This window comes from Planctomycetaceae bacterium, assembly GCA_041398825.1.
GTDB lineage: Bacteria > Planctomycetota > Planctomycetia > Planctomycetales > Planctomycetaceae > F1-80-MAGs062.
Window position 1 is genome coordinate 59,914 of sequence record JAWKTX010000001.1, and the last position, 14,798, is coordinate 74,711.

At 53.1% G+C, this 14,798-nt stretch carries 13 protein-coding genes and 1 tRNA gene; 13 read left to right on the forward strand and 1 reads right to left on the reverse strand.

The window, feature by feature from the left end:
- The first annotated feature begins 1,314 nt into the window (after positions 1 to 1,314).
- The 11 genes from R3C20_00215 to R3C20_00265 all read left to right on the forward strand — a co-directional run bounded on the left by R3C20_00215 (position 1,315) and on the right by R3C20_00265 (position 11,148).
- Positions 1,315 to 1,533: a hypothetical protein gene (locus tag R3C20_00215; protein MEZ6038895.1), complete on the forward strand. Its 219-nt coding sequence runs from the start codon at positions 1,315 to 1,317 to the stop codon at positions 1,531 to 1,533.
- Positions 1,530 to 1,748 (forward strand): hypothetical protein, encoded by a 219-nt coding sequence (locus R3C20_00220; GenBank protein MEZ6038896.1) that lies wholly within the window; start codon positions 1,530 to 1,532, stop codon positions 1,746 to 1,748. The genes R3C20_00215 and R3C20_00220 overlap by 4 nt, the downstream gene beginning before the upstream one ends.
- 66 nt (positions 1,749 to 1,814) lie before the next feature.
- Positions 1,815 to 2,198, forward strand: coding sequence for a hypothetical protein (locus R3C20_00225; protein ID MEZ6038897.1), 384 nt, complete (start codon positions 1,815 to 1,817; stop codon positions 2,196 to 2,198).
- Positions 2,195 to 2,596, forward strand: coding sequence for a primase-helicase zinc-binding domain-containing protein (locus R3C20_00230; GenBank protein MEZ6038898.1), 402 nt, complete (start codon positions 2,195 to 2,197; stop codon positions 2,594 to 2,596). The genes R3C20_00225 and R3C20_00230 overlap by 4 nt, the downstream gene beginning before the upstream one ends.
- Positions 2,597 to 2,760: 164 nt before the next feature.
- On the forward strand, positions 2,761 to 4,275 hold the full coding sequence (locus tag R3C20_00235) for an AAA family ATPase (protein MEZ6038899.1): 1,515 nt from the start codon (positions 2,761 to 2,763) through the stop codon (positions 4,273 to 4,275).
- Positions 4,276 to 4,987: 712 nt separating this feature from the next.
- Positions 4,988 to 5,806, forward strand: a complete 819-nt coding sequence (locus R3C20_00240; protein ID MEZ6038900.1) for a hypothetical protein — start codon at positions 4,988 to 4,990, stop codon at positions 5,804 to 5,806.
- Positions 5,807 to 5,811: 5 nt separating this feature from the next.
- Positions 5,812 to 6,597 carry a S49 family peptidase gene (locus R3C20_00245; GenBank protein MEZ6038901.1) on the forward strand — a complete coding sequence of 262 codons (786 nt, stop codon included), beginning with the start codon at positions 5,812 to 5,814 and terminating at the stop codon, positions 6,595 to 6,597.
- A gap of 783 nt (positions 6,598 to 7,380) precedes the next feature.
- On the forward strand, positions 7,381 to 7,827 hold the full coding sequence (locus R3C20_00250; protein ID MEZ6038902.1) for a hypothetical protein: 447 nt from the start codon (positions 7,381 to 7,383) through the stop codon (positions 7,825 to 7,827).
- Positions 7,827 to 8,330 (forward strand): hypothetical protein, encoded by a 504-nt coding sequence (locus tag R3C20_00255; protein MEZ6038903.1) that lies wholly within the window; start codon positions 7,827 to 7,829, stop codon positions 8,328 to 8,330. Before R3C20_00250 ends, R3C20_00255 begins: the two co-directional genes overlap by 1 nt.
- Positions 8,331 to 8,742: 412 nt before the next feature.
- The gene (locus tag R3C20_00260; protein ID MEZ6038904.1) at positions 8,743 to 9,744 is read left to right on the forward strand and encodes a hypothetical protein; all 1,002 of its coding nucleotides are present in this window, start codon (positions 8,743 to 8,745) and stop codon (positions 9,742 to 9,744) included.
- Positions 9,745 to 9,906: 162 nt separating this feature from the next.
- A complete protein-coding gene (locus R3C20_00265) occupies positions 9,907 to 11,148 on the forward strand; it encodes a tyrosine-type recombinase/integrase (protein ID MEZ6038905.1) in 1,242 nt (413 codons plus the stop codon).
- Between the two features lie 17 nt (positions 11,149 to 11,165).
- Here R3C20_00265 and R3C20_00270 read toward each other — a convergent pair.
- Positions 11,166 to 11,252, reverse strand: a tRNA-Leu gene (locus R3C20_00270).
- A gap of 361 nt (positions 11,253 to 11,613) precedes the next feature.
- Between R3C20_00270 and R3C20_00275 the strand changes: the two genes are divergently transcribed.
- Both R3C20_00275 and R3C20_00280 read left to right on the forward strand, forming a co-directional pair.
- Positions 11,614 to 13,422 carry a hypothetical protein gene (locus tag R3C20_00275; protein ID MEZ6038906.1) on the forward strand — a complete coding sequence of 603 codons (1,809 nt, stop codon included), beginning with the start codon at positions 11,614 to 11,616 and terminating at the stop codon, positions 13,420 to 13,422.
- The gene (locus R3C20_00280; GenBank protein ID MEZ6038907.1) at positions 13,419 to 14,786 is read left to right on the forward strand and encodes a DUF1800 domain-containing protein; all 1,368 of its coding nucleotides are present in this window, start codon (positions 13,419 to 13,421) and stop codon (positions 14,784 to 14,786) included. The genes R3C20_00275 and R3C20_00280 overlap by 4 nt, the downstream gene beginning before the upstream one ends.
- The last annotated feature ends 12 nt before the right edge of the window (positions 14,787 to 14,798 follow it).

A 14,798-nucleotide genomic window follows, 5' to 3' on the forward strand; every position in this document is an offset into this window, starting at 1 on the left:
ACTGCAAACAGACCCAATCATGCGGGAATTTCTTCCGGCTTTGTTGCGACCGCAGTTCATCAGAGCAGTTACACATTTCCTATAAGAACGCTCAGGGCAGCACTTCGAAGTGATCACATTGGTGTCGAGATTCGATTGGCTGCAGCTGAGAGTTTCATCACGGAGTCAAACAAAGAACGTCAGACTCAGGCATTATTCGCAAGCTCGCGTTTACTTGTGGCCATCCAGTGACGCTTAGACCCGGCGCAGCCGACCAGCGGAAGCGATGGATCATTGAGTCACTTACAACAAGCCACAGGCGATAAAAAATCGGCGGCAAACGCTGTCAGCGTTAAAGAAAGCACTCGCTCGCGACGGGGGTAAACAACGAGCCATCGGAGGCGTCGTCGGACCATTCAGGATTGAATGTCGCGAATGTGGACGTTGTCCACCGGGTGAGAGGTGTTCGATATCGAACACAAAAAAACTGCCGGCCACATGGCCGAACCGACAAGCGCGCTTCAGATCCGGTTTGAAGTCTGAAGGGGTGTCGAACAAATGCGTCTTCTTGTTTCTGTACTACTTCTTCACGTCAACTGACATTAGTGTACTCTATCATCGGTTGTAGCACGAGGTCTATCTGACAACTGTGCTGTCAAACTTGTGTCACACCGCGTAAAGGAGGCAGCAGCCAGGTGTTGCGCCGCAAATAATTTTCTACAACAAAGCAAATTGATGGTCGGCGGCCGCTAACCTGATAACCCGTTGATGATCATCCGACCCGGTTATGAGGTCCGTTTTCATGGACCATCGGTCACTCTCTGACGCGTCGGATTACTTTTTGATGGACCGATAAGACGAGATTTCCTTCGGATCGTCGCAGAATCGGCGTCTGGTTCCTGACCAATCTTGATGCTCGGGAAACTGCACGTTTGCGGAGATACTCACCAACTTCAAGTAGCCGAGGCGGGACTTGAACCCGCACGCCCCTTAACGGGACCCGGGATTTTAAGTCGTACGGGTGTGTTCAGTCATAGTCTGAACAGAGTCTGATTGTCGGTTTTTGCCTATTCAAATTCAGGGGCTTTCAGTCGCGAAGTGTCACCTCGTTTCCGGTTGAGGTGACACTTCAGGTGACACTTCAGTTAATCCATTGCTGAACGCAATTTGAGCAGCCGCAAAACAATCGGGTTTCCGGGTTTCCGTGTTTACGTATTTCAAACAATCGGGTTTCCGGGTTTCCGATTTCTGCCTCTGGATGCGAATTTCGCCCATATCCTCCCATGCGTCAATCGAGTGTCGTTTGACAGCCACTCAAACAGCAAGGGAACGGAAATGGCAAGCACAAGAGAACTGGCACCAATCGAAGATGGTGTGACGTATCCACTGGACGAATTCACGCGTCGTGCTGGACTTGGCCGGCACGCTATGAGAGAGGCACGTGCTAAGGGCCTCAAGGTGATTCGGCTTGGAAATCGGGCCTATGTTCGAGGCAGTGACTTCAATGCATTTCTCGGACAACTGGAGCGCACAGAAGGCGAGGTGGCGCAATGAGCGGTTCCACCTATCTCGACGCAGACACGCTTGCAGACGCACGCAACGCCCTGGGATTTGGCGTCCCCGTTGAGCAGATCGCCGGACGGGTTGGAGTTGAAGTCAGCGAACTTCAGCGAGCTCTCGGACTGCCGGAATGGAAGATTCCTGATAGCCAGGAGAAGCAACTGGAACTGGATCTGTGGGCGGCCGATCGGCTGGACGGCATTCTCTGAACACCAAATAGAGAACGCCCACACAGGCTGAGTTGTGTAGGCGTTCAGTGCGAGAAAGTTGATGCAATGATTGCGAGCAAGCTTCAAAAACTCAATACGAATTCCCCTCAGGTTGAGTGGCATTCGGAAACAAAGATCCTTGTCAGGCCCAGCGCCTTTACCTTTCCAGTGGCCAGACTGATTGCGATGGACTGGAACACCCCGGGCCAGAAGATCAGTGAACGCCCTTTGATTCTGAACAGGATTCAGGGGCAGTGGAATCTGGTTGATGGAGTCGTCACGGTTCACATCGACGGAACACCACCGAGAGGTTTGTGTGTAGTCGACATCGAAAGCGATGAACCGGTGCTGCGATGCAGTCACAGTTCTGTCGTGATGAATCGTCGGGATTCGAAAGAGATTCGCGACTTCGTCCGTACGGTGCTTGAACAGCGAGGGCCGCGCGGATGAAGACAACTGCTCATGATGTGAAACGGCTTGCTTCTGGTCGATGGGTGCAAATCCTCGAGGCAATGGGAGGACTCACTTCCCTTCAACTGAATCCATCGGTTCACGGTCCGTGCCCCAAATGCGGCGGGACAGATCGCTTCCGGGCACTTGATGACGTCGCGGAAACCGGTGGGTTGTTCTGCAATCAGTGTCACAACGGCGATTCATCACCAAAGTCAGGTGATGGGCTGGCAGCAATCCAGTGGTTGTGTGAATGCTCGTTTCCTGATGCATTGAAACGGGTTGCAGAGTTCACTGGATCCAATCAGGTCAATGGTTCCAGGACTTCACAGAAGCCGCCCGTGACACCCAACAGGATTGACGAGAACTACCTGAAGTTTCTTAGAACGGGATTCTGACCCAACAGCGAAAGCCTGATTCAGTCTGGCACTATCACAACGCAGACGGTTCTGACGCTGGGGCGGTCTTTCGCTGGAATCTGCCCGATGGTCGCAAGGAAATCCGTCAGGTAATGTTCAAACCGGACAACGGTTGGACGCCCGGCGGTTGGATGTGTTCAGCAATGCCGGAACCTCGACCGCTCTACCGTCTGCCGTCCGTTATCGCAACTGATGAAGTCTGGATCTGTGAGGGCGAGAAGGCAGCGGACGCGGCGACATTGATTGGAATCATCGCCACCAGTCCAACGCAAGGCAGCAAGAGCCCACAGAAGACTGACTGGTCCGTCCTGAATGGAAAGCGAGTCTTCATTCTGCCGGACAATGACGAACCGGGCGATACGTTCGCGGCAAACGTTGTTGCACTCATTCGAAAGCAGGCACCAGAGGCCACAATTGAAATCAAACTGTTGAAGGATGACTGGCCAGAGATACCCGAGAAGGGCGACGTCTACGACTGGTCAGAGCAGAATGATTCAGCGGACGCTGAGACGCTGCAGGAACGGCTGAGAGCATTACCCGACCGAATCAGCAAATACAACATTCCAGAGGCTGACACGAAGCCTGAGGTTGCAACACATGGGATTGAAGCCAAGCCGATGCGGTGGTTATTTCAATCGGCCAAGAGTGCAGCCGAATCACCAAAACCAATGCGGCCAGCAATCATCGAGAATCTCTTGCGGCGGGGTGAAGTAGGAACCATCGTCGCTTCGCCGAAAGTAGGAAAGAGCTGGTTCATTCTGCTACTTGCGATGTGTGTCTCATCTGGCCAGAGATGGTTGGGTCGTACAGTCCAGAAGGGGAAAGTCCGGCTCATTGATAACGAACTGCACGAAGATACCATCGAGAATCGAATACACATCGTAGCAAGGGAATTAGACCAAAAGGCTCATGACATTTCAGATTTCGAATTCCACTCTGGGCGAGGGCAAGGAATCACGATAGAGCATCTGTTCTCTCTCGTTGATGTGTATAGGCCTGGTGAATTGTCGCTCTTGATACTTGATGCGAAATACCGCTTCTTCGGTGATGATGACGAGAATGACAACGCGGCGCAGACCCGTTTCCACAATGCAATTGATGCACTGGCTATGCAGTTGGATTGCGGAATCCTCCTTGTGCATCACTCCACGAAGGGTTCGCAGGCGTCGAAATCAGTTACCGACATTGGGGCAGGCGGCGGGGCCCAAGCTCGAGCGGTTGACCTTCACATGGTGTTGAGGGAACACGCCGAGCCGGGTTATGCGGTTCTTGAAAATCGCGTTCGTTCTTTCGCTCCGAGTGAACCTGAAACCCTGGCCTTTGATTTCCCGGTCTGGCATCTAGCTCAGAGCGTTGAGCCAGTTCTAAAGGTGGAGAGAAGCCGCGGCGACAGCAGGCAGGCACAAAACGACGAACAGGGCGTTTCAATGCTGACGAAGATCCTCCACGAACTGCGAACCCCTGCGACCAGATACGAACTACAGAAAGAGTTCGGCGGAAGTAAAGATCGAGTCAATAGGCTCGTTCGGTTGGGACTTGAGTCCGGCCGGATTGTGAAGGTTGGCACGCGTCAATCACGCAAAGGTGAGGAGGTCGAAACATTCACTGTGGCAAGTCGTGCAGTCGATCCTGACGGGTCAAAGGATAGGGCGGAATGATAGGGCGGAATGATAGGGCGATAGGGCGAAATCGAACCGTCCTAAAAGAAAGGGCGATAGGACGGATACGGCCCTATAAGGGGCCGTACCTCCATAACCTTTCAGAACAACTGAATAGGGCGGAAATGCAGACCGTCAAAATGGAGTTCAGAAACCAATGAGCGAACGGATACCGACAGAACACTTCGCCGAATGCGAGATGGACGATCCGAAGCCGTTCGAGGGTTGGCAGCCTTCACCAGAACAGATTGCGCGATGGTCGAGGGAGATCAGAGAGGCGAACGAGGTGGCCAGGCTGGACGAGTCGGGTCCTTCTGGGGCCATAGATCAGCCAGCGAGGCTTTGCATCGCGGATTTTTTTGTCACGACGGGTTTTGAAAACCGGTGACACCAGTGTCAAACAAGCGAGAGTAGCCGTTATGCGTTGCCTGGACTGCAAAACAGAACTCAAAGTGCTTCGAACCACAACGGAATCGCACGAAGTAATTCGGCGGCGCGAGTGCCGACTCTGTGGCCGTCGTTTCACCACACGTGAACGGATTGTAGGGGAAGCGACAGAGTCGCCCGGCGCTATATCTAGCGGTCAATTGGCTGCGTCTATCGGTGAGCTTCTGAATTCACTTGGAATGGCAAGCAATGAATCTGTCCGAAATGTGCTCCGCTCCCTGACAATGAGCGAGTCAACACGGACAACCAATTTTGGAGAAGAGAGATGATTTCGATTGTGGACATTGAAAATGAGACAGACAAGCTGCGTCGGCAGCATGAAGTGGCGGACGCGATTCTGTACGAAGTCGCCAGGAATCCCAGACCCTTCACAACGAGTGAAATCACACTACTCCAGGCCGTTGGGTTCACAGAACAGCCTGAGATCAAGCGAGAGATTGGACGGCTGCAGGGAGTTCAGCGATTTCAGGAGCGGGCTGGAACAGAACTGGAACGAGAGGCCCTTCAGACGAAGGTAGAAGCAGCCACAAAGAAACGCGACGAACAGTTGCCGACACTCCGGGCAGAACTCGAAGAAACGGTTCGCAAGCTTCAGGCAAAGATTGACGCACTGGAAGCCGCGGTGGCAGTTCCACAGAAAGAACTGGACGAACGACTGAAGGCAGTTGAGGCCATGCGAGCCACAACGATGCTACCGCGTTTCCTGCGAGATGCGTTCAACGTTCGAAAGTCGATGACGAAGAACAGCTATGACACGCTGGTGCAGGCTGAAGCGGACATCAAGACGATTCAGAGTCGAATGGAGGTTCTGGCAGTACTGACAGACGAAGTTCTGAATCGAGCGGTACCGAGAAGGGTCCATTCTGAGGATCCATTGCGAGCAGCGTACTCATTGGCCGAAGAACTGCAGATGATCGACACAACGGACACGGATCGTCGAGTCAACCGTGAAGTGATCACTAAGTGGCGTGCGGACGCAAAAGCACGAGCCGCAGAACTGCAGACAATAATCAAAGAGCAGGCACCGCAACGTGATGGCGACCTGGCCGAGGTTGACAAGATCCGAAACTTCTACGTGAGGTAACAGCCGTGAACCTTGGAAATTACAGCGGGGTTTGGTGTATCTATCCGCCCCGCTTCAATGATTCGCTAACACTGCTGAAGACTCTGGACGTTCGCTCGCTCGCTGGGCGGCGTCCGGTTGTTTCTAAGGCATACTCGACAGTCAATTCAGTGGCTGTCATTGAGGTCTACGGCACACTGACGAAAGCCGGATCGTGTCTTGGCGGTGGTAGCACCGTCGAAGTCCGCCGGTCTGTTCGTCAGGCTGAATCAGACCATCGCGTGAAATCCATTCTTCTGGTGTTTGACAGTCCAGGAGGAACCGTTGCAGGAATTGGGGACTTAGCCAATGAGATCCGATCAACAACAAAGCCAACAGTCGGGTTCGTCGAGGATCTTTGCTGTTCGGCAGCCTACTGGGCGGCATCACAATGCGACAAAGTCTATGCGAACAACGCAATCGCAATGGTTGGTTCCATTGGTACGTTCATGGCTGTCTACGACGTTTCTAAGGCCCTTGAAAACGAAGGTGTCAAGACGGTCGTGGTAAAGGCCGGCGAGTTCAAGGGCGGCGGGTTCCCTGGCATGAAGGTTACTGACAGTCAGGTGAAAGAGTGGCAGAAGATCGTTGACGCTACGCAGGATGAATTCAACGCAGCCTTGCGAAGTGGGCGCAAGCTCAGCCTGATTGCAACCAGAAGGGTTAATACAGGTTTGGCTTACACAGCGAAGGAAGCGATGGATTTTAATTTGATTGATGGCATTAAGTCATTCGATGAGGTTCTGGCCTCATTGCAGAAGTTAAAGAACTGAACCAATGGCACAGATCCAAATCGAACTGGTTTCAAAGGCAGACGAACCGGGCAAAACCCACAGAAACAAATCACAGTGGTCGGCGCTCAAATGCGACAGGGTGAAGGCAGTCCCTGATATGTCTTCGAGACATGGCAGGGGTTTCCGGTGATGGAAAATTTTCCATAACCGCCTTCACGATCAAAGGGAGTCCACATTAGTGACGGCCTTTGGCGGACCTCAGGAAATGAAAAGGGTGTGTTTCGTGTACATACCCTTGGCGATCTTAAAGGGTGTCGGTTTGACCGACATCCTTCCTGGACACTGGGGATACCAATTGAACTGGTACCTCTCAAGAGGTCCGAATTCGGACTTCATGATCCGCCCAGAATTGGGCGTCGTTGAAATTGGTTTTGACAGAAGGCTTCCGGTTCGCCATGATGTTGGTCCCAAAGCCTTCGGGCACTACAATCCAAACCAATCTACAAAACCAGAATCCCGGCTTCCGGGTATATGGCAGCGCGTCCAGGAAACCATCGCGCGGGCTGTTTGTAGCAGCCTGGAAAGCCTTCATGCTTGGAAGTCGGGATTTTGCTTGCGCTCACAGCCAGGCAGAGTCTCGACAGAGCCGGGGTTCGCAGCATCACAGGAGTTACGTGATGACTGTTGCCTTGGAAGAAGCCCTCGTTACCTCACACCGTCGATTGGTTCTCTGGTGGATTTTCCGCCATGTTGAAGAACTAGATGACCTCGAAGAACTGGAACAGATCGGCCTCATTGCCGTCTGGAAAGCCAGTCTCAAGTATGACCCGACAAGGGGGGCTAAGTTCTCGACGTTCGCAATCTTCTTCATTCGTCATCAGTCAGGTACGTGCGGACAACCCAGACGAATTTGCAAGGAACATCGGCAAAGGAATAGCGGCCGTCACTGCACAGCAGACGAACGTGAAGGCACTCACGACTGAACGCGGGTTTGAGTTCGCGTCCGTCATCAGCCAGGTGTTGAAGGATCAGACTGGAGCCACAACCGCAACAGCCTTGCGGGATTTGGTTCTGAAGATTGACAGTTTCGCAAATGACTCCAGCCTGTTGAGTGATCAGTTCAAGCAGGCAAACACAATCGACAAGCGAATTGAGATTCTCCGGCAGACAAAGGACTCCAAGCGGAGTTCATTAAATTCATCGGCAGTTCTGATTCATCGATCGCAATTAAGGAAATCATCACGGGGTCTGAGCGTGCTGTTGCTGTGATGAAGCAGGCAGAAAGTGCCATCACATCAATTGATTCCGCTGTGGCCGAATACAAAGCAAACATGAATGCAGTGGCATCACAGACCGTGACGCTCAGAGCCGAGAACCAATCGAAAGCAAACGTTGAGACTGCGGCCGTTGTCAGCAGGCGTTCTACCGGCGGTCAGGTTCGAGCGATCATTGACGACACACTTGGAAACATCGATCAGGTTGGTTGGGACTCGCCTAGGAACGCTGCAATTCGCGCCTTCTATGATGCAAGCGTTATTGCCGGAGTAGATCCAACTCAGGCTGGTCGTGGTGCCCTGGGATACGTTGCCAGTGAAATCGGACTTTCAACTGAGGATCGAAAACTCATTCAAGCCCAGCTTGAAGTCCTAAAGGATCTACAGCGGGCAACAATTGAGATGAACCAAACCATTCGTGAAGGCAACAGGCCAAGCCCACAGAAGCAAATCGCAGTGATTGGCGCTCAGATGAAGCAGGGTGAAGGCAGTCCCTGATATGTCTCCAAGACATGGCAGGGGTTTCCGGTGGTGGAAAATTTTCCACAACCGGACTTCATCACAGGGGGCTACCAAGAGAACCGACCCAGGTTGGAAACTGAAATCGAATGATTCACTTGACGACAGAGATGGAATTCTGTCAGACTGAAAAGCGTAACGCCGGGAGATTGGACCCTCCGCGGCGTTACTGACCATCAACCTTTAAGACAGAAAGGCGATGGCTGCCGGGTAGTGTATTGAAATCACTGCCTGATGCCACTCGCAAGTTATCATGCAAAGTCGGACGCAATCGACAGCGAGTGATGATTCAAAACGCACGCATCTGCGGAAGATGCTGCGCGGTTGACTGGTCAATCGTGTCCGGCTGTTTCGTCGGAACGATGGCACATGGTCCGAAGGAATCCCTTCGATGAAATTTGCACCCTCACAATGCGAGACCGTTACGGAATCTTCTTCGTCTGAAACAGGATCAATTCCGCAGGCTGAAACAGCAATCCGAGAACGAGTGTATGAGGCATTCAAGGCAGTTGGTCTCGGGTCCGTTTGTGTCTTTGCCGATCTGATCGCTGAGACCAGAAGACAGGGCATTCCGGACGATGAAGTCTTGCTGGTTCTCCAGGAGGATGAACTCAGCTATTCCTACAACACGGCGAACGGCGAAGAGATTCGTTGTCTGCGGAATGGTACAGGGGTCGGGTTCCTCAGCCGAGACTCGAGCCGAACGATTGAATCTCTGGCGTCTGCCAGTGAACTATTCAATGAACTGCAGGCCACAGAACAGAGCGACACAACGCCCCCCGAAGATGTGGAAACGTCTCCCAGTCCCGGAACAGATGCGTTTGATGACATCATCGCTGAGTGTTTCTCGGAAGTCTCGATCGATTCGGCTGTAATGCTGCCTGATCTGCTCAAGGCTACCAGAGCTAAAGGGCTTTGCGACGATGACGTTCGCTGGCATCTTGAGCAATCAATGAGTTCACGGATTTACGGGCGTAGAACTCGGAACGTTTATTTTGGTCGACGATCCGCAAGCGGTGCCTTGTATCTCTCCGCTGAATCGTGTCACGATGAAGGCACGCTGGCGAGCATCAGCGAACTCTTCAATGCACCCAGTCAGCCGGAATCATCCTTCATCTTGAGCAACGTCCTGAGAGATTCCGGGGAAGAGCTGTCTGAAGTTGAAGGGCTCTTTCTGGATGCAGCCCAGACACTCAACAAGAGATTTAAGATGGGCAGGCCGGTTGCAATCAATCTGATCCGTCGGGTTCTGCTTCGGTATCACAGAACCGTTGTCTGCGGAGCCCGCATCTCTGAGGCGCTGAACGGACTCGTTGAACGTGGAATCTGCGAACGTTGCCAGGAAGGCATCCAGTTGACGAAGCGGGCATTGTGGGCCGCGATTGTTCGCTGATTTGGACCGGGAAATTAATTTCCCACCGGTGATCCAAAGGGGCTCGTTCTGCGGGCCCAACCAATCAAAGCGGGATAGGTCGACGGACCGAACGCCGGGCACTCTGACCGGCTTCCCGCTCTTTTCTTTCAGAGCATTCACCCAGCAGAGAAAGGTGAAACCATGGCAGACGAAATCAACGTCATTGTGGTGGATCGCGGACGCAAGTTTCTTTACCTGCGATACACCGACCCGCTGACCAACAAGCGAATCGAGAAGTCGGCCGGAACCTCGAACAAGAGGCAGGCGCAGAAACTGGCGGGCGAATGGCAGAAGGAAATTGAGACAGGCACTGCCACGGATCGGAGCCGGTTGACCTGGGAAGAGTTTCGGGAATCATACCAAGCTCTTCATGGTCAAAGCCTTAGTTCAGAGACTCAGACTCGCATTGATGTTGTATTCAATAGCTTTGAAGGCATCATCGGTGCACATCGTCTGGCGTCCGTCACGAGTCAACACATCGTTAAGTGGCAAGCGACTCTGAGAACAGAGGGCAAGAGCGAACACACCATTGCCAGTTACACAGGCCACCTGAAAGCCGCATTCAACTGGGCGGTTCAGCAGGCACTGCTGCAGAAGTCGCCTGTCATTAAGAAGCCGAAACGAGCAAGCACAAGCGAGGCAATGAAGGGACGCCCAATCACATCCGAGGAATTCGACAGACTGATTGAGCAGGTCAAAGAGCCGTACATGAAGCCTTGTCAGCACGCCGGATGGAAGCAGCTGCTGACCGGGCTGTGGTGGTCTGGCCTGAGGCTTGAGGAATCGCTGAATCTGTACTGGGATCGTCTGGATCGCATTTCAATTGACCTGTCTTCTGGACGGCCACTTCTGCGGATACCTGCGGAGATGGAGAAGGGAAACCGAGATCGACTCTACCCAGTGGCTACCGAGTTTGCTGAGATGATTCTGGCGGTCCCTGAGAAGGAGCGCCACGGGGCATTCTTCACAGTCGTCTCAAAGAGCGCCACCCCTTACAGTCGAAGTCGGCATCGGATTGGAAAGATCATTGCCACACTGGGGCGGAAAGCCGGGATCGTCACAAAGGTGGATCCAAAGTCAGGCGAGAAGTCTTTTGCCAGTGCCCACGACCTGAGACGATCATTCGGCGAACGGTGGGCAAAACGAGTCGAAGCGCCATTCCTGCAGAAAATGATGAGACATTCGGCTATCTCAACCACCTTGCGGTACTACGCTTCCCGGGATGCACTCGATGCAGCCTCACACATTGACCAGGCATTCAACCGAGCGATGGAAGGACGGGCATCAAACGGTAGTCCCGAAACCCAATCAGAAGGGCAAAAGGTGACACTTGAGGTGACACTTGGCAAATCGGGGCTTCCAGCCGTCAGCGAAACTGAATGAGAATCCAGTATTTTTAGTAGCCGAGGCGGGACTTGAACCCGCACGCCCCTTAACGGGACCCGGGATTTTAAGTCCCGTGCGTCTGCCTATTCCGCCACTCGGCCAGTGGTCTCATCAAGACGATCCCTAGTTTAGCTGCAACTCCATCTTTGCTCCACTCAGATGGGATGTGCTTTGTTCGATTCCTGGTGGCTCGGACAGGAAGTCGACCTCAAAAGGTTCGAACAAAGAGGTGTATTTGGCTGGAAACCCGGTACAAGGTAGAGTTTCGCGTGTTAGAAAGTGGTGTTTTCCGGCATTGTGGGCGAATTCTTGTGTCCGGCCAGCGAATTGCCATGCATTGCCAGGCGACCTTTCGCTTGTGCGATGAATCAGGTCAACACGGTCAGGTTGTGGCTGTGCACCTGGAAAACAGAATCGAATGACGGTTTGAGTTCCGGACGATTTTCATTGAAAGACATCAGCGTGTTAGCGAACAGAGCCCGGAGTATTGTGGTACGTCTGATCCTGCTGGTGCAGGTGTTTGCAGTTCTGGTGTCTTCGGACGCTTGCCGAGCTCAGGACTTGCCGGCAACCCAGCTATTGCCACCTTCGTGTGTCGTCTACGCGGAAGCAACGCAACCTTCGCAGGTCATGTCTGCTATTCTTGATCACCCATTATGTGCTGAGATCCAGTCACTGGATGTCTGGAAGAATGTCACCCAGAGTCAGCCCTATCGTAATTTTCTGACGGGGCGTAAGTTCTTCGAAATCCAGATGGGCATGGAATGGCGGCAGGCCGTTGAGTCTCTGACGATGGGTGGCATCTATGCTGCATTCGACGCTCGGTCTCAGGGGGCCGTGCTGTTGGTGCGAGCGAAGGATGAGTCCACCGTGACTCGATTCAAAGACGGGATACTTGAGCTGATTCGCGCAGGCAAGGGGCCCGGTGAGGCGACCGATGAGTATCGTGGTGTCTCCATCTACAAGATTGAGAAAGGTGGAGTTGCTGCCGTCGGTGAGTGGCTTGTCGTTGTCAACAAAGGCGAACCAGGTAAGTTTGTGCTGGATCGGCTGCTGGATCATCGGGCTGGCATCGTGTCTGACGGAGCGACGCTGGCGGAGAATGTTCGATTGAGCGATGCCTTAAGCCAGGGTCCGGTGGATTCTTCCGTCGTGGCATTTCTGGATCTGGAGGTGATTCGCAGCGATTCCGGGGTTCAGAAAGCGCTGAATGGGCAGGCAGAAAACCCGCTGGTCGAAATGCTCGCCGGAGGGATTCAGAGTACTCTTCAAAAATCGCCGTGGGTATCGGCACACTTATCGATTTCCGGACCGAAGGAGTCAGGAGATGGAAAAACAGGTGATGGACTGAGCTTGTCCTTCTCAGCACCTTTCTCTGATGAATGGATACCCGAGGAGCGTCATCACTTCTTTGGAACGGAACCGGAAGGGCACGCTCCTCTGCTGCCCGAGATACCGGAGCAGGTGTTGAGTATAGGTACGTGGCGCGACGTGTCGGATATGTGGTTGCGGGCCGGTGATTTGTTCGACGAGAATATGAATGATCAGATTGCAAATGCAGAGAGCACACTGACGACCCTTTTTGCAGGCCGCGATTTTGCCGAAGAAATCCTTGGTTCATTTCAGCCACAGATGGGCCTTGTTGTGGTTCGCCAGCAATTTGGCGATGCGAGGCCGCAGCCCGCAATCAAGCTCCCGTCGTTCGCTTTGGTGCTGGAAATGCGGGAGCCTGAGCGGATGACGCGGGAATTGCGTCGGACGTTTCAGAGCATGATCGGATTCTTCAACGTTGTGGGAGCCATGGAAGGTCGACCTCAGCTTGAGATGGACATGCGAAAACTGGAAAGTGGCGAGCTGGTCGTATCGGAATACATTCCGGAAGACGACGATCGAGATTCCATGTTTGCGCCGATCATCTTTAACTTTTCTCCCAGCGTGGGATTTGTCGGAAGTCGTTTTGTTCTCTCCAGCACGCAGCAGCTGGCCCAAAAGCTTGTGACAGCCCCGGTTCCTTCAGCACCAGCGGTCGCTCGTCCTAATACGTCCATCGCGATGTCCGCTCCGATTTTGCGACAAATCCTGGCAGACAATCGGGATCACTTGATCTCTCAGAATATGCTTGAGGAAGGTCGTACGCGTGAGGAAGCCGAAGTACACATTGATCTTCTCCTGAAAGTCCTTGGGTATTTTCAGGGGGCTGGTCTGGAATTGGTTCGAGACAACGACACGTTGAAGCTGAAACTGAATCTCTCTGTGAGAAGCCAGCAATGACACAGCAGATGATGATTGAAATCGACCCACAGCGGGCCTGGGAACCATTTACTCCATCGTCGCAGAATCCATGGGATTTGCGAGCTGCGGCTCACCTGTTTCGACGTGCCGGTTTCGGGGCCACTTTCAATGAGCTGACTGAAGCAGTGCGACTTTCGCCTGCAGATGTTGTCCAGCAGATGTTGTCCACTGCTGAGCCTGCTGTGTTTGTTCAGCAGATGCAGTCACTGGCCAGTGCTGCACTGGCGACGGGAAATGTCAGACAGTTATCGGCATGGTGGGCTTACCGCATGCTTTCGACTCCGGTGCAACTGATTGAGAAGCTGACTCTGTTCTGGCACGGGCACTTTGCGACAAGTGCAGAAAAAGTGCAGGATGGGGAGCTCATGCTGCACCAGAATCAGCTGTTGCGGGAATCTGCGACGGGCAGTTTTTCTTTCATAGTTCAGGAGATAGCGCGCGATCCCGCAATGTTGTTGTACCTGGATTCCGCCACAAATCGAAAGGCGCATCCCAACGAAAACTTTGCCCGCGAGATCATGGAGCTGTTTTGTCTTGGCGAAGGCAACTATACAGAAAACGATATTCGTGAACTGGCTCGATGCTTTACCGGCTGGGAAGTTCGTCGCGGCAAATTTCGAGTCAATCAATATCAGCATGACAATGGTTCTAAGACAGTCCTTGGTGAGACCGGTGATTTTTCCGGAGAAGATGGGGTTCGCATTGTGGTCTCGCAACCCGGTGCGGCAGAATTCATCGTGTCGAAGTTGATTCGGTTCTTCCTGTTTGATGAGCCGGCTGCTTCGCCTGAACTGATTGCTCCACTTGCAAGACTGATGCGCGATTCGGACATGCAGATTGCTCCCGTCGTCAGGACGATGCTCTGCAGTCAGCTGTTTTTCTCTTCACATTCCCGTGCCAGAAAGATTCGGTCGCCGGTCGAGCTGGCCATCGGATTTCTGCGATCAATGCAGGCATCTGTTAATACTTTTGAACTGGCGGATCAGATTGAGATATTGGGGCAGGGCTTGCTTTACCCGCCAAGCGTCAAAGGATGGGATGGTGGCCGAACCTGGATTAACTCTTCTACATTGCTTGGACGGTCCAATCTGATTCGCGACCTGCTGGAAGATGAAAAGACTCGTTTTGATCGCCGGCCTGTCAATGAGTACCTGCTTTCGATAGGTGCGGGGACGAGCGGACAGCTTCTGGAACATCTCGAGATTCTTCTGTTTGCTGTACCTTTGCCTGACGGGGCTCGCCAGCGGGTTATCAATTTGATTGACGCGGCGGGTGATCGTCGGAGGAATCTCATCGAAGGGATTCACGCATTGTGCACGTTGCCTGAATTTCAACTGGCCTGAAGGAGTTTCCTT

Bases quoted from the DNA above. Each gene is read 5' to 3' on its own strand.
- R3C20_00215 (MEZ6038895.1), top strand. From the start codon at position 1,315: ATGGCAAGCACAAGAGAACTGGCACCAATCGAAGATGGTGTGACGTAT.
- R3C20_00220 (MEZ6038896.1), top strand. From the start codon at position 1,530: ATGAGCGGTTCCACCTATCTCGACGCAGACACGCTTGCAGACGCACGC.
- R3C20_00225 (MEZ6038897.1), top strand. From the start codon at position 1,815: ATGATTGCGAGCAAGCTTCAAAAACTCAATACGAATTCCCCTCAGGTT.
- R3C20_00230 (MEZ6038898.1), top strand. From the start codon at position 2,195: ATGAAGACAACTGCTCATGATGTGAAACGGCTTGCTTCTGGTCGATGG.
- R3C20_00235 (MEZ6038899.1), top strand. From the start codon at position 2,761: ATGCCGGAACCTCGACCGCTCTACCGTCTGCCGTCCGTTATCGCAACT.
- R3C20_00240 (MEZ6038900.1), top strand. From the start codon at position 4,988: ATGATTTCGATTGTGGACATTGAAAATGAGACAGACAAGCTGCGTCGG.
- R3C20_00250 (MEZ6038902.1), top strand. From the start codon at position 7,381: ATGACCCGACAAGGGGGGCTAAGTTCTCGACGTTCGCAATCTTCTTCA.
- R3C20_00255 (MEZ6038903.1), top strand. From the start codon at position 7,827: ATGAAGCAGGCAGAAAGTGCCATCACATCAATTGATTCCGCTGTGGCC.
- R3C20_00260 (MEZ6038904.1), top strand. From the start codon at position 8,743: ATGAAATTTGCACCCTCACAATGCGAGACCGTTACGGAATCTTCTTCG.
- R3C20_00265 (MEZ6038905.1), top strand. From the start codon at position 9,907: ATGGCAGACGAAATCAACGTCATTGTGGTGGATCGCGGACGCAAGTTT.
- R3C20_00280 (MEZ6038907.1), top strand. From the start codon at position 13,419: ATGACACAGCAGATGATGATTGAAATCGACCCACAGCGGGCCTGGGAA.